This is a genomic window from Empedobacter sp. UBA7248, assembly GCF_002472945.1.
In the GTDB taxonomy this organism is placed as follows: domain Bacteria; phylum Bacteroidota; class Bacteroidia; order Flavobacteriales; family Weeksellaceae; genus Empedobacter; species Empedobacter falsenii_C.
The window spans coordinates 194,293-208,956 of the sequence record NZ_DKSU01000009.1 but is presented as its reverse complement, the minus strand read 5'-3'; the positions used below and the strand labels follow the sequence as shown (position 1 = coordinate 208,956).

The following is a 14,664-nucleotide window of genomic DNA, read 5'->3' as shown; positions in this document are numbered from 1 at the left end:
AAATCTTTTCATTTATTATGTCTTTAATAGTTAGAATCTCTTTCTTAATTGTATTATTAAAGAAAGGGATTCTTTATTTCTTCATATTTCCTTATTTTTTTTACAAATTGATTTTTAGCTAATTATAAATAAAATGTATTAATTAACTTGTCTAAACAACAAAATATCAATTAACACAAATTATTTATGAAAAAAAATTACTTCCTACTAAGTATGATTTTACTTGGTATAAATTCTTTTGCACAGGATTACAAAATGCCTGTCTCTAGTGTTACTTCTAAACAAGAGGCACAAAGTGGTAATGAAGCTACTTTTAGCGCAGATGGTATATTAACGACAATGTATCATTCTAAATGGAATCAAACTGGTATTCCAGATCAATTAGATTTTAGTTTCAATAATCAAGTTAAATCTATAAAATCCCTTGCCTATTTTCCAAGGCAAACTGGTACTAATGGGATTTGGACAAATGTTGAAATTTTATATTCAACTAAAGATGATCCAACAAATTTCAAAACTGCGACTACTAGTGCTATAACATGGGCTGGAGATTCTACATCTAAAAAATTTGATTTTGATAAAGAAATTATCAATCCAGCAGTCATTAGAATAAAAGTGAATGCTGCTTTAGGAAATTTCTCGAGTGCTGCGGAAGTTGAGTTTTACTCGTCTGATCAAATTGCTCCAATAGCTTCGGAGTGTGTAATACAAACAAATGAGTTCTCAAACTATAAGGATATGAAAGTTTCTCCATTAGTTGCAGGTTCGTCAGCATCAAGTTTTCAAACAGGGGAAAACATCGAGCAATCATTTGATGGAGATTACAATACGCTTTATCATTCTAACTACAATTCTACTGACAAAACTTTCCCTATTTCATTAATTTATGCTTTTGATGGAAACACACCATTAGATTATCTGATCTATTATCCAAGAAATGATGGTGGAGTAAATGGTTTATTAGGAAAAGTAAAAGTTAGTTATAATACTATAGCTGATCCTACTTATATTGAAATTTCTACACAAGATTTTGCGCAAACAAACGATGTAAGAAATATATCTTTTCCATCACAAATAAAACCTTCCTCTATCAAATTAGAAATTTTAGATGGCAAAGGAAATTTTGCAAGTGTTGCCGAGATGGAATTTTATCAAAAAAATTCAAACAAGTTTGATCAGAAAAAGTATTCAACTATATTTAAAGATGATTTATTCTCAGAATTAAATTCAGGTGTAAATCAACAAACAATTGATGGAATTACTACATCTCCATTTGTTAAATCTTTAGCACAATGTTTATTAGATAATAAATACAAAAAAATAGATCGTGTTAACGAACATAAAGCATATAAAACAATAGCTTCTATCAATAAAGAATACAAAATAGGAAATTACAATGCTTACGAAAATCCAACTGGAATAGTTTTTTCGGAAAAAACAACTAGCGTTATGTTTGTAAGTGGTATTCCTTCTGGTGAAAGTGTATATTTACGTGTTAGAGATTCTGCAAATGAAGCAAATGTAACTGATATCTCCTACCCTTTGACAAATGGAATAAATGCCATTGAGATGAAAAATAATGGATTAGGATATATCTCTTATTATTCTGATTCTAATAATCTACCAAATATAAAATTAAATGTAGTATCAGGTATCGTAAATGGTGTTTATAATACCTACTCTACAACAGCTGAAAAATGGAAAGAAATAGTAGAAAATAACGTTTATTCTAAAGTAGATATTGTAGGATATTACACGCACCTTATTATTGATAAAACTCCTGTAAAATTATATAATGTTAATTCTCCTCAAGCCTTAATAGACAAATACGATGCTATTACAAAATCTGAAAGAGAATTGATGGGATTCTTCAAATACAATAAAGACTTTAACACAAAACAATTAGTTTACACAGAGAATAAAGGTGGTTGGTTTGCTGGCGGAACTGGAGCACATTTAGATTTAACTTGGGGTGCTGCAAACTCAGCTTCTCCAACAGGATTAGATGTTTGGGGTATAGCTCATGAATTGGGACATGTTAACCAAATTAGACCAGATTTAAAATGGACTGGAACTACAGAAGTTACAAATAATATTTATTCAGTTTGGGCTACTTATAATCTAATTAAACAAAATGGAAGTATTAATTATCTAAGGGTTGAATCAGAAACAGGAGATGCTACTAATTATCCTAAAGTATCAGGAAACAGATATGGTGAATTTATCAAACATACATTAATCAACAAAAAAAGTTTTAACGATATTGATGATGATCCTCATTTCAGAAAATTAGTTCCATTTTGGCAATTAAGTTTGTATTATCAATTAGCTGGAGCTGCTAAAGGTGCACCAACTTTAGCTTTTGATAATGATATGTCAGACGAGTTAAAAAACACTACTATTTCACCTTCAACTGGTATTGATTACGCACATTGGTTTGCTTATACTGCTGAACAAGCAAGAAATAGAGATTCTTCTAAAATAACAATGGGTCAAAATAATCTAAATTTCGCTAAAGATTTAGTAGATGCTGTACAAGAGGACTTAACTGACTTCTTTACAAATATAGGATTCTTCACTCCTGTTACTAAAGAAATTGATGATTACGGAATAGTTACTATCATTGTTACGCAAGAAATGATTGATGAAGCAAAATCGTATATCAAATCCAAAAATTATCCAAAACCAGTTTCTCCAGTAATGCATTATCTAAACTCATTTAATGTAAATATTTACAAAGACAAATTAAAACTTTCTGGGAAAACAGGTGAAGGTGCTACTATTGTAACAAATACGAACGGAACGTTTTTAACTGTTGAAACTGCAAAATGGGCAAATGCTGTTGCTTACGAAACTTACAATGAAGAAGACGAATTAATTTCTGTTTCTGTTTTAGGTACAGGAGATGTTACGCTTAAAAATACGTTTGTAGATTTCCCTACCGAAGCTAAAAAAGTATATGCTATTGGTTTCGATGGTGCTAAAATACTAGTTTATCCAACTAATTTATCTACCAGCGAAAGTATCAAATCAACTGATTTTAATATTGTTCCAAATCCAATCAAAAATGACTCAAGTATTAAGATTACACTTAACAATTCAAAAGGACAATACAATTTAAGTGTGATTGACATCAATGGAAAAGTCATAACAAATACAATTGGAAATATAGATGAATTAAATAAAACGGTTAATTCAAAATTCAAATCGTTACCAAAAGGTATTTATGTTGTTACATTGAAAAATGAAACTTCAAACTATACAAAAAAGGTTATTAAAGAATAATTTGATTCATTAGTTCTAAAACCAAAAAACTCCCGCATTTGCGGGAGTTTTTATTTCTATATATAAAGATAATTATTTCGCTTTATACTTCGCGATTCCATCTTGTAACCATTTTAAGTAAACTTCTACATCAAGTTCAGCTTCTAAAGGTTTTGAGAAACGATTCAAATCTTTGTCAACCAAAATATAATAAGGTTGTGCATTTGCATTGAAATGTTCAATCTCGAAAGAAGTCCATTTGTTACCTACTGTTTTCAAATTACGATCTAATGCTTTCGAAAATACTTTTTGATCTTCTGGTAATTCTTTTGCTTCGTCAACATATAAAGAAACTAAAATAACATCTTCAGCCAAAATTTTCTTCACACGCTCATCACTCCAAACACGTTCTTCAACTTTACGACAGTTTGCACATGCATGTCCCGTGAAATCTAACAACATTGGTTTTCCAACTTTCGTTGCATAAGCTGCAGCCTGATCAAAATCTTTGAATGCAGGAATTCCATGAGGTCCAGCAACCATATTAGGATCATCAAATTTAGCTGTCGCTTGTCCACCACCTACACCTTCGTGGAAACCTCGTGGCGCTTCAGAATATGTCATTGGAGGTGTTAAACCACTTAATAATTTTAATGGTCCTCCCCATAAACCTGGAATCATGTAAATCGCAAATGATACTGAAACCAATGCAAATAACATTCTCGGAACACCAATTGTTTGTACAGGTGAATCTAATTCTAATCTAAATTTACCTAAAAGATATAATCCTAAGAAGATAAAAATTGCAATCCAAAATGCTAAGAAAATTTCTCTTGGTAGCCAGTTCATTTGCCAAACTAAATCAGCATTTGATAAAAATTTCAAGGCAAAAGCTAATTCAATAAATCCTAATGAAACTTTGATTGTATTTAACCATCCTCCAGATTTTGGCATTGAATTTAACCATCCTGGGAACATCGCAAATAATGTAAATGGAATAGCTAATGCTAAAGAGAATCCAAACATTCCTACGATTAACGAATAATAGTTCCCTCCTTGTGTCGCTTGAACTAATAACGAGCCAATAATTGGTCCTGTACAAGAAAATGAGACTAATGCTAATGTAAATGCCATAAAGAAGATTCCGATTAATCCACCTTTATCAGCACCTTTATCAGCTGCATTTACCCATTTACTTGGTAATGTCAATTCGAAAGCTCCGAAAAATGAAATTGCAAATACAATAAAAATTGCAAAGAATGCTAAATTCACCCACGGATTTGTTGACATTTCATTTAGGACTGATGGTCCAAAAATAACTGTCGCCAATAAACCTAATGCAACATAAATAACAATAATTGATAATCCATAAATAAATGCTTTTCCAACTCCTTCTCCTTTCGATTTACTTTGTTTTGTAAACATACTTACTGTCAAAGGAATCATTGGGAAAATACAAGGCATTAATAACGCTGCTAATCCTCCTAAAAATCCTAAAGAAAAGATTTTCAATAAACCATTATTTTTCTTTTCGTTATCTGCTAATAAAGAATCATCAACTTTTTTGATTGTATCTTGTGTTATCGTAACAACTGCTGTAGAATCCTCTTGAACAGAATCTTGTGTAATTTCATTTACTGCAACAGTATCTTTTGCTTCTGTAGCATCTGCTGGCTTTGCCTCTTCTTTTGTCTCTTCAACTTTTGCGGAAGGCGTTAATTTTATCGTTCCGCTTGTTTCATCTGGTGGCAAACAACGTTCTGCATCACACATCTGAAATTCGATTGTATACGATACATTTACAGGTTTATCACCTGAAACTTTCACTTTTTGAACAAATTTTACTTGATTTTCGTAATATTTTTCATCTTGTTCAAAAATTTGGCTGTATTTATCTATACGTTTTCCAACTTCTCGCGCACCTCCAACCAATTTTGCATTTGCAGCTGGTTTAAATGATGCACTTGCTGGAATTCCAATTCCTCCATCAGGATGTTTCATTGAATAAAGGTGCCAACCTTTATCAATTTTTCCTGTTACCTCGATTTCAAACTCATTTTGTCCAACCTCCTTCACCGAACTCGACCATTTTGCAGGACTAAATAATTGTGCGTTGATTAAAATTGGAAACAAAAAAAGTATCCAAAGTTTCTTTAACATACTGTAATGTTTAAAAAGTTTTTACTTGTTTCTGTCGTTTTGAAACGTTCATCCAAACGATGATTTACCACCCAAATAATCTGATCTTTTTGGTCACAAAGCAACCAAACCTTCTCTTTTTCTAACTTAGAAAGTTTCAAATCTTTCATAAACTTACTCAACAATTTTTTTTGACCTTTCATTCCAATTGGATAAAAGAAATCTCCCTCTTTCACTTTTCTAAGTTTAAGCGGAAACAAAATTGATGTAAAGTCTACTATTTCAGTAGCGTTTTCGTGTGGATTTATCGATTTCACGAACTTCAAATTTAACGAATTGATTTCAATTAACTCATCAAAAATCGTTAATTCATCTTCATTTTCTTCTTCTATTTTTTGCAACAACAAATTTTCTCGATTTTTAATTAATCGATAAGTTGCTGATTTTATTTCACTTCCCGTTTCTGCATCCAAAAATTTCAAAATTTCTTTGCTCGACGAAAATCCATATTTTTCGAACAAATAATGTAAAAATGTTTCTAATGGTTGAAGTTTTTTTAATGCAGAAATTTCAATTTCAATCGGATTATATCCTGAAAATAAGTCACTTCTAATTTCTTCAACTTTATTTTGTACAATTTGATAATTATCGTTGATATGATTTAAACTTGACAAAAAATTCTCATCAAATTGCGGATGAAGCTCTTTTAGGATTGGCGTAATGTGATGACGAATCTTATTTCTGGTATAATCATCCGTCGCATTCGTATAATCTTCTCGCCAATTAATTTCATTTGATTTTGCATATTCCAACAAATCATTTTTCGTAAGATTCAAAAGTGGACGAAAAATTTTTCCATTATCAATTTGCATTCCAACCAAACCTTTCAAACCTGTTCCACGAGAAAGATTAATCAAAAATGTTTCGATATTATCATCCAAATGATGCGCTGTCACCAAAATATCCAAATGATTTTGTTTTTGAACTTGTTCAAACCACTCATAACGCAAATTCCTGCAAGCCATTTCGACCGAATAATTTCCTGTTTTCTGATAAGCTGCAACATCAAAACGAACTGAATGAAATGGAATATTATATTTTCCGCAATATTCTCTCACAAACATTTCATCACCATTTGCGTCTTCTTCACGCAACTGAAAATTACAATGTGCGACCTGAAAATTTGCAGCAGTTTGACGAAATAAATCTAACAAAACCATGCTATCAATTCCTCCACTAATCGCCAATAAATAGCGATGCGTAGAAAAAGAATGTTGATCTAAAAGTTCTTTAAACTCTTCTTGTATAGATTTATTTTTCATGAAATATAAATGTTCGAAATTAGGAAGAATTCTCGAAAAAGAGTTATACTTTTTTTCTTCGTTCTTATAAAATTTTCCAATAAAAAAGCCTGAAAAACTCAGGCTAAAGATTTATTTTAAACTTTCTAAAGATTTATTTTCAAGAATTTCTAAAGTCGAATCTCTCAATTCAACCATCACTTTATTCAATGTGCAAACGCCTTCGTTAGGACAGTCATCACATTTTTCGTAATAATTTTTACTTACACAAGGCAAAAGCGCGATCGGCCCTTCTAAAACACGAATCAAAGATGCTAAACTGATATCTTTCGCATCGCGCGCCAAATAATATCCACCTCCTTTTCCTTGTTTCGAATTGACGAAACCTAACTTTTTTAAATCCAATAAAATAGCTTCCAAGAATTTTTTAGGGATAACTTCTGTTTCAGAAATTTGTCCGATTAAAACTGGTTTGTTACTTTCTTGTCTGGCCAAATGAGCCATCGCTTTTAGTCCGTATTTTGTCTTTTTTGATAACAATTCTATAAGATTTAACTACAAAAATAACGTTGATTGTTGTATAAAACAAATATAAAATTAAATCGTTGAACCGAGATTTAAAAATATTTCATCAAAAAATCAATTACCTTTTGAGTTGTAGAATTATAGGGATAATTGAGAAATTTTGATGGAGATAAAATACGATTAACTTTTAAAATAGGTTTCATATGCGAAAAATCTTTGAAACCTGCATAACCTGTTGAAGCTCCAATTCCAGAATTATTAACTCCGCCAAAAGGCAAATTTGGATGTAAAACCTGCACCAATGTTTCGTTAATTACCACAGAACCAGATGAAGTTTCAATCTTAATTTTATCAATAAAAATAGAATCTTTCGAAAAAATATATAAAGCTAAAGGCTTTTCTTTCTGATTGATATATTCAATTACTTCATTTATTACTGTAAATGTATAAATCGGAAAAATTGGTCCAAATATTTCTTCTTCATTGATTTTTGCATCTATTGGAATATGTGTCAATAAAGTTGGTTTAATGTACAATTCAGATTCAATGTATTCATTTCCGAAAGGACAATTTGCACCATTTTCTATTGCATTTTCAATCAAGTTTTTTAATCGATTATAATTTTGAAGATTTACAATTCTTGCCAAATCTTTCGATTGTGAAGGATTTTTTCCAAAGACTTTTTCTATATGTTCAATAAACATATTTATAAATTGCTCTTGAAATTCTTTTTTAATCAAAATATAATCTGGCGCAATACATGTTTGACCAAAATTTATCAATTTTCCCCAAACTGCTTTTTCAACCACTTCTTGCATTGGAATTGTTCCATCAATAATCAAAGGCGACTTCCCTCCTAACTCCAACGTCACCGAAGAAAGATGCTTTGTTCCTGCTTGCATCACAATTTTACCCACTTTTGGCGAACCTGTAAAATGAATATGATCAAACTTTTTGGTTAACAAATATGTCGTTTCTTCAATTTCACCTTCGATAAGGGCGATATGATTTTCATCAAAAACTTCAAAAATAATTTTATCAATAACTTTCGAAACATTTGGACAAAACTCCGAAGGTTTAAGAATTGCTGTATTTCCAGCCGAAATACATGCAATCAAATGCACTAAACACAATTGAAAAGGATAATTCCAAGGCGAAATAATCAAACAATTTCCCAAAGCTTCCGATTGAATTTTAGCTTTTGAACCTAAAAAAAGTAAATTATTTGAAACTGATTTCGCTTTTGTCCAACGATTCAAATTCTTTCGAAATAATCGAATTTCAGCTAAAACAGGAAATATTTCGGTAGAATCAGCTTCAATTTTAGATTTTCTTAAATCCAAAAACAATGCTTCTTCTATTTCAGCGCGATGATTTAGAATTGAATTTTCTAAGTTTCTCAAATATTCTTTCCGCTGATAAACAGTAAGATGACGAATATTTGCTTTATTCTCACATTGCTTATCATAAATCTCATCTATTTTCGTTTTAAAATCTGACACATGAAAAAATTTGAACGTTAATTTACTACTATTTTGAGTATTTTTAATCCCAAAAAGCAACAAATGAAAAATAATCTTACTTTGGTTGACAAATTAAATCACATCAAAAATTTATTTATTATTGGTAAAAGTGATGGAAATTTGAATGAAAAAGAGATTCAAATTATTTCTGATATCGCCAAATATCATGAACTTTCTGCCAAAGATGTAAGTTATATTTTGAACGAAAACACGAAGTTTGATTTTACATTGCCTAAAACCTTTACAGATCGACTTTCTTTGTTGTACGACGCTGTTTTGTTAATGGTTGTGGATTTGAATATTCATCAAAATGAAAAAGCTATTTGTATTGATTTAGCTAAAAAATTTGAGTTTAATCCCCAAATTATTGATGAATTAATCGAAGATATTTTGAGCTATATTTTAGAAGGAAAAGAATGTGATGAAGTGATGGAATATTTGGTTAAATACTCGCATCCAAAACAAAATTTGAATTAAATTTTTATTGAAAAAGTTGATAAATCGTTAACAAAGAAATCACACTCGTCACTCCTCCTATTACATAGTTAATATTCTTCAAAATAAATGAATCTTCTTCCGATTTTGAGTTAAAAAATTTCAGATACAGTCCAAAAATAATCATCGAACCAACTACAACTCCTAAAGCAAAAACTGAGCTATTTGGTTGTCCAAAAACATTAACATTATACGAAACCAACGTTGCGCTTAAAAACACATAAAAAGGTATAGGGAAAACATTTACAGCAGATAACAATAATCCATAAATGAATTTATTTTTTTGTTTTACATCACCTTGTTGTTTTAGCTTTTTATTCTTCTTTTTTTGATCTTGTTTCTTCGCAAAAAAGAGAAAATAAATGGTAATAATTACAAAAACAGCTAGTCCAACTTCCCTAAAAATTTTGGTAACTTCTTCATTAAAATCAATAAACTTTGCCAGAAAAATTGCTAAATAAACCTGAATTGCAATCGTAACCGCTGTTCCTGACATAAAAGTATATGCACTTTTTACTCCTTCTTGTTTCCCAATTTTCACCACCGTCATATTCAACAATCCAGGAATGGACGATCCGATAAAAGCTGTGAAAATTCCGATTAAAAGTAGTTCTAAATACTGCATTAATTCTTTTTAAAAAGGTTTGCAAATTTAGACAAACTTGTTGGAGAAACCTATTGAAGTCATATGAATCGTACAAAAAATATTACTTAAACGTCCATATTAATGCTGATTCTATTGATGAATTGAAAATTGTGAAATGATTTTGAGAAGGATCATGTAAATAATTCCAGTTTGATTTCAAATTGTCTTTTCCTCGTAATTTTTCTACAAATTGATCTGTAAACGTTGAAATTGAGACTGTTTTAGAGCTCGAAATCCAAATCTTTTTATTTTCTAACAGATTAAAATCAAATTTTTCTAAATAAGAATCAAACAATTCGTGATTATTCCACCAAAGCGAAGGATCAATTACGATAAATGAATCAAAATAATGAGGAAAATAAAACAATATATCCATTACCAATAATCCTCCTAAAGACTCGCCAACAATAGTTTTCGAGTTATTTGTCTTGTGATTTTTCGAAATATAAGGAAGTAATTCTAATACAATAAATTTCTCAAAATTTTCTGCATTTCCATATTCTGGAACCCATTTTTTGTCTTTTGCAACTTTTGTATTTCTTGTAAAATCAAAATTTCGATTGATATTTTCGATTCCCACAATCATCAATGGTTGAATATGATTTGATATGATTAACTCATCAATTAGTTTTGCTATTTGTTTAAATTTCTCATTAATACCGCCATCCAATAAATACATAACAGGCAAACTTTCATTTTTAAAACGTTCTGGAATCCAAACAAAAATATTTCTTTCTTGATTTAAAAATTCAGAATATAACTTTTCCTTTTTGTAATTTAATTTGCTTGACATATCTACTTTTTGAGACTTTATTAAAGTTAATTGAAAAAAATCAATAAAAAAACCACTTCAAATGAAGTGGTTTTAATTTTTATTTTGATAAAAAATTACAATGAAGCTAATTGTTCTTCAATTTGTGCAATTTTTTCTAAAGCATCTGCCTCTTTTTTGCGTTCTGCGTTAATTACTTGTTCTGGCGCTCCAGCAACAAATTTTTCGTTTGATAATTTTTTACGAACAGAATTTAAGAAACCTTGGTTGTAATCCAACTCTTTTTGTAATTTCTCACGTTCTGCTTCAATATCGATATTATCAGACATCGGAACCATAAATTCTAACGTACCAACACGGAAAGCAAAACCTTTTTCTGGTTTATCTCCTGTATTGAAATTAGAAACATTTCCTAATTTAGAGAAAACATCAACATATATTTCGATCGCAGCTTGTGTATCAGCAAAAACTTCTAAAGCTTCTTTTGGCGACATTCCTTTTTCTGAACGTAATCCACGAATAGCTGTTGTTGCCTCTTTTGTATTTTCAAAATTCTTGATAATTTCTTCGTTGAAAGTTGTTACTTCTGGATATTTAGAAATAATCAATGCTTCGTTTTCTGTTCTTTCTGCAATTAAATGCCAAATTTCTTCTGTTAAGAAAGGCATAAATGGATGTAAAACTTTCAATACATTTTCTAAATAAGAAATGGTTGCTGCATAAGTTTTTGCATCAATTGGCTCACCAAAAGTAGGTTTAATCGCTTCTAAATACCAAGAACAGAAATCATCCCAAATCAATTTATAAATCGCCATCAATGAATCAGATAAACGATATTGATCGTAATTATGTTCGATATCTGCTAATGTTTGTTGGAATTTATTTTCGAACCATTCAACCGCTTTTGCTTGAGCAGAAGTTTGTTCTAAATCTTCTTTCACTTCCCAACCTTTGATTAAACGGAAAGCATTCCAAATTTTATTGGCGAAATTACGTCCTTGTAAACACAAATCAACATCGAAAGGTAAATCATTCCCAGCAGGCGCCGTTAACAACATTCCCATACGCGTTGCATCTGCACCGTATTCGTTCATCAATTCGATTGGATCTGGTGAATTTCCTAACGATTTCGACATTTTACGTCCTTGTTTATCACGAACAATTCCTGTAAAATATACATTTTCGAAAGGTAATTCGTTGCGATACTCATATCCAGCCACAATCATACGCGCTACCCAGAAGAAAATAATATCTGGACCAGTTACTAAATCTTGTGTTGGATAATAATAATTGATTTCTTCATTTTCTGGCTCATTAATTCCGTTGAAAACAGAAATTGGCCATAACCAAGAAGAAAACCAAGTATCTAATGCATCTTCATCTTGACGTAAATCTTCAATAGTTAATGCAGCATTTCCTGTTTTTTCTTGTGCTAATGGTAAAGCTTCTTCTTTTGTTAAAGCCACAACGAAATCTTCGTTTCCATCACCATAGAAAAATGCAGGAATTTGGTGTCCCCACCATAATTGACGAGAAATGTTCCAATCTGTTACATTTTCCATCCAATTACGATACGTATTTTTAAATTTCGCAGGATGAAATTTAATCGTATCATTCATTACATTATCTAAAGCTGGTTTAGCTAAATCTGTCATTTTCAAGAACCATTGATTTGAGATTTTAGGCTCAATCACCGCTCCTGTTCTTTCAGATGTACCAACTTTATTATTATAGTTTTCTACTTTTTCAAGTAAACCTTTTTCTTCTAATTCTTTCTCGATTTCTTTACGCGCTTTGAAACGATCTAATCCAGTATAATTTAATCCTAAATCATTCAATTTCGCATCATCTGTAAAAATATCAATGAAATCTAAGTTATGTTTTTTACCTAATTCGTAATCATTCACATCGTGTGCAGGCGTAACTTTAAGACATCCTGTACCAAATTCGATGTCAACATATTCGTCTTCGATAATATTTACTTTACGACCAACGATTGGAACAATAACTTGTTTTCCTTTCAACCATTCGTAGCGCTCGTCATTTGGATTGATACAAACCGCAGAGTCACCAAAAATTGTTTCAGGACGAGTTGTCGCTACAACAATATATTGATCAGTTCCGTCAACTTGATATTTTAAATGATATAATTTTCCATTTTTATCAACATGAATAACTTCTTCGTCAGAAATATTTGTCTTCGCCTCTGGATCCCAGTTTACCATACGGTATCCACGGTAAATTAATCCCTTGTTATATAAATCAACAAAAACACGTTGAACAGATTCAGATAAATCTGGATCCATCGTAAATTTTGTACGATCCCAATCGCAAGAAGCTCCTAACTTTTTTAATTGATCTAAAATAATTCCACCATGCTTATGCGTCCAATCCCAAGCATGACTAAGAAATTCTTCACGACCAATATCAAATTTAGAAACACCTTCTTCTTTTAATTTCGCAACAACTTTCGCTTCCGTAGCAATCGAAGCATGGTCTGTACCTGGTACCCAACAAGCATTGAATCCACGCATACGTGCACGACGAATTAAAACGTCCTGAATCGTATTATTTAACATGTGTCCCATGTGTAAGACCCCTGTTACATTTGGTGGTGGAATGACGATTGTGTAAGCTTTTCTTTCATCTGGAGTAGATTTAAAATACTTCTTCTCCATCCAGTATTCATACCATTTTCCTTCAACTTCAGTTGGCGTATATTTAGATGCGATTTCCATTATTTATATATGACTTAAAATAAATTTGGGCAAATTTACACAATCTGCCTTAAACTGCCTAGTATATTAAATATATATTATAAAATTGGAATGTTATTTGTAATAAATTCGAAAGTAATTTTATTTAAAGTAAAATTCTTTTGTACATTTGATTATAAATTAATTATCGTCATGAAAAAATTAATGTTTTTAGGTGCTTTTGCTTTAGGCGTTACAAATTTATTTGCTCAAACACTTAGTTTAGAAAAAGAAGAAATTCAATTTGGAAATATAAAATTGAATACTGAAGTAACAGCTAAGATGAAAGTAACCAACTCAGGTGATAAACCTTTAATTCTTAAAAGCGTTGTTGGATCTTGTGGATGTACAGTTCCTGAATATCCTACAACACCTATCGAACCAGGAAAATCTGCGGATATTACCGTTAAATATTCAAGTGGTTCTGTGACTGGAGATTTTAATAAATCCGTAACAATCACATCTAACGATCCGGTTTCTTCTCGAAAAATTTTCAGAATAAAAGGAAAAGCAGAATAATAGTAAAGCAAGTTAAATAACTTGCTTTTTCTTTTTATAAATTAAAAACCATTATTTACCTAACAATCTTGAAGTTACATGATTGCTAAATGATTCAATTTCATTTGATTTTAGAAATTTAACTTTCATTGTTCCATCAAAATCTTCGACTGAAATGATTTCAATTTCATCATTCAAATGAATATTTTTTGAATTCAAATATTTCAAAAATTCATCAGAAGAACCAATGACAGCACATATTTCTACTTTGTCACCTTCTTTAAATTCTGCCAATTTTTTGTAATTGATAATTTCTATTTTTCCGTTTTTATCTGGAATTGGAGAACCATGCGGATCTAATTTAGGAAAATTTAATAATTCGTCCATTTTATCGAAAAAAATTGAACTTTGAATATGTTCTATTTGCTCAGCAATTTCATGCACTTGCTCCCAGCCAAATCCCATTTTATCTACCAAAAACATCTCTGTCAATCGGTGTTTTCTTACAATCAAAGAAGCTTTTAAAATTCCTTTATCAGATAACCGAAGTGGTTTATATGATTCGTAAATCACCAATTCTTTTTCAGCTAATTTTTTCATCATACTATTTACAGTAGGCATTTTTATTTCCAAATGCTTACTCAAATCCTTCACATTCACTTCTCCTTTTCCATTTTCAGAAAGATGAAATAATGCTTTTAAGTAATTTTCTTCGACCAATGAATTCATAGAAACAAATATAGTT

11 protein-coding genes are annotated in these 14,664 nt (G+C 30.7%); 3 read left to right on the top strand and 8 right to left on the bottom strand.

Annotation, left to right across the window (positions count from 1 at the left end; all coding sequences use genetic code 11):
- The first annotated feature begins 186 nt into the window (after nt 1-186).
- Nucleotides 187-3,285 carry a M60 family metallopeptidase gene (locus B4A23_RS10805; protein WP_291119843.1) on the top strand — a complete coding sequence of 1,033 codons (3,099 nt, stop codon included), beginning with the start codon at nt 187-189 and terminating at the stop codon, nt 3,283-3,285.
- 72 nt (nt 3,286-3,357) lie between these two features.
- Here the strand turns inward: B4A23_RS10805 and B4A23_RS10800 are convergent, their stop codons facing one another.
- The 4 genes from B4A23_RS10800 to B4A23_RS10785 all read right to left on the bottom strand — a co-directional run bounded on the left by B4A23_RS10800 (nt 3,358) and on the right by B4A23_RS10785 (nt 8,731).
- Nucleotides 3,358-5,424, bottom strand: coding sequence for a protein-disulfide reductase DsbD family protein (locus B4A23_RS10800; RefSeq protein ID WP_291119840.1), 2,067 nt, complete (start codon nt 5,422-5,424; stop codon nt 3,358-3,360).
- Nucleotides 5,418-6,725, bottom strand: a complete 1,308-nt coding sequence (gene tilS / locus B4A23_RS10795) for a tRNA lysidine(34) synthetase TilS (RefSeq protein WP_291119837.1) — start codon at nt 6,723-6,725, stop codon at nt 5,418-5,420. The genes B4A23_RS10800 and tilS overlap by 7 nt, the downstream gene beginning before the upstream one ends.
- Nucleotides 6,726-6,836: 111 nt before the next feature.
- Nucleotides 6,837-7,244: an RrF2 family transcriptional regulator gene (locus tag B4A23_RS10790; protein ID WP_038334449.1), complete on the bottom strand. Its 408-nt coding sequence runs from the start codon at nt 7,242-7,244 to the stop codon at nt 6,837-6,839.
- Nucleotides 7,245-7,321: 77 nt separating this feature from the next.
- The gene (locus B4A23_RS10785; RefSeq protein WP_291119834.1) at nt 7,322-8,731 is read right to left on the bottom strand and encodes an aldehyde dehydrogenase family protein; all 1,410 of its coding nucleotides are present in this window, start codon (nt 8,729-8,731) and stop codon (nt 7,322-7,324) included.
- 63 nt (nt 8,732-8,794) lie between these two features.
- Between B4A23_RS10785 and B4A23_RS10780 the strand changes: the two genes are divergently transcribed.
- On the top strand, nt 8,795-9,229 hold the full coding sequence (locus tag B4A23_RS10780) for a hypothetical protein (RefSeq protein ID WP_038334450.1): 435 nt from the start codon (nt 8,795-8,797) through the stop codon (nt 9,227-9,229).
- Between the two features lie 4 nt (nt 9,230-9,233).
- Here the strand turns inward: B4A23_RS10780 and B4A23_RS10775 are convergent, their stop codons facing one another.
- The 3 genes from B4A23_RS10775 to B4A23_RS10765 all read right to left on the bottom strand — a co-directional run bounded on the left by B4A23_RS10775 (nt 9,234) and on the right by B4A23_RS10765 (nt 13,403).
- A complete protein-coding gene (locus tag B4A23_RS10775) occupies nt 9,234-9,872 on the bottom strand; it encodes a LysE family transporter (RefSeq protein ID WP_038334451.1) in 639 nt (212 codons plus the stop codon).
- A gap of 82 nt (nt 9,873-9,954) precedes the next feature.
- On the bottom strand, nt 9,955-10,686 hold the full coding sequence (locus B4A23_RS10770) for an alpha/beta hydrolase (RefSeq protein WP_291119832.1): 732 nt from the start codon (nt 10,684-10,686) through the stop codon (nt 9,955-9,957).
- 95 nt (nt 10,687-10,781) lie between these two features.
- Entirely contained in the window at nt 10,782-13,403 is a 2,622-nt protein-coding gene (locus B4A23_RS10765) for a valine--tRNA ligase (protein ID WP_291119829.1), read from the bottom strand.
- Nucleotides 13,404-13,574: 171 nt separating this feature from the next.
- Here B4A23_RS10765 and B4A23_RS10760 point away from each other — a divergent pair, with 171 nt between their 5' ends.
- Complete coding sequence (locus B4A23_RS10760; protein WP_291119827.1) at nt 13,575-13,940, top strand: DUF1573 domain-containing protein; 366 nt, start codon at nt 13,575-13,577, stop codon at nt 13,938-13,940.
- A gap of 51 nt (nt 13,941-13,991) precedes the next feature.
- Here B4A23_RS10760 and B4A23_RS10755 read toward each other — a convergent pair whose 3' ends face one another.
- Entirely contained in the window at nt 13,992-14,648 is a 657-nt protein-coding gene (locus B4A23_RS10755; RefSeq protein WP_038331708.1) for a metal-dependent transcriptional regulator, read from the bottom strand.
- Nucleotides 14,649-14,664: the final 16 nt, after the last annotated feature.

Bases quoted from the DNA above. Each gene is read 5' to 3' on its own strand.
- tilS (WP_291119837.1), bottom strand. From the start codon at position 6,725: ATGAAAAATAAATCTATACAAGAAGAGTTTAAAGAACTTTTAGATCAA.
- B4A23_RS10780 (WP_038334450.1), top strand. From the start codon at position 8,795: ATGAAAAATAATCTTACTTTGGTTGACAAATTAAATCACATCAAAAAT.
- B4A23_RS10765 (WP_291119829.1), bottom strand. From the start codon at position 13,403: ATGGAAATCGCATCTAAATATACGCCAACTGAAGTTGAAGGAAAATGG.
- B4A23_RS10775 (WP_038334451.1), bottom strand. From the start codon at position 9,872: ATGCAGTATTTAGAACTACTTTTAATCGGAATTTTCACAGCTTTTATC.
- B4A23_RS10755 (WP_038331708.1), bottom strand. From the start codon at position 14,648: ATGAATTCATTGGTCGAAGAAAATTACTTAAAAGCATTATTTCATCTT.
- B4A23_RS10760 (WP_291119827.1), top strand. From the start codon at position 13,575: ATGAAAAAATTAATGTTTTTAGGTGCTTTTGCTTTAGGCGTTACAAAT.
- B4A23_RS10800 (WP_291119840.1), bottom strand. From the start codon at position 5,424: ATGTTAAAGAAACTTTGGATACTTTTTTTGTTTCCAATTTTAATCAAC.
- B4A23_RS10770 (WP_291119832.1), bottom strand. From the start codon at position 10,686: ATGTCAAGCAAATTAAATTACAAAAAGGAAAAGTTATATTCTGAATTT.
- B4A23_RS10805 (WP_291119843.1), top strand. From the start codon at position 187: ATGAAAAAAAATTACTTCCTACTAAGTATGATTTTACTTGGTATAAAT.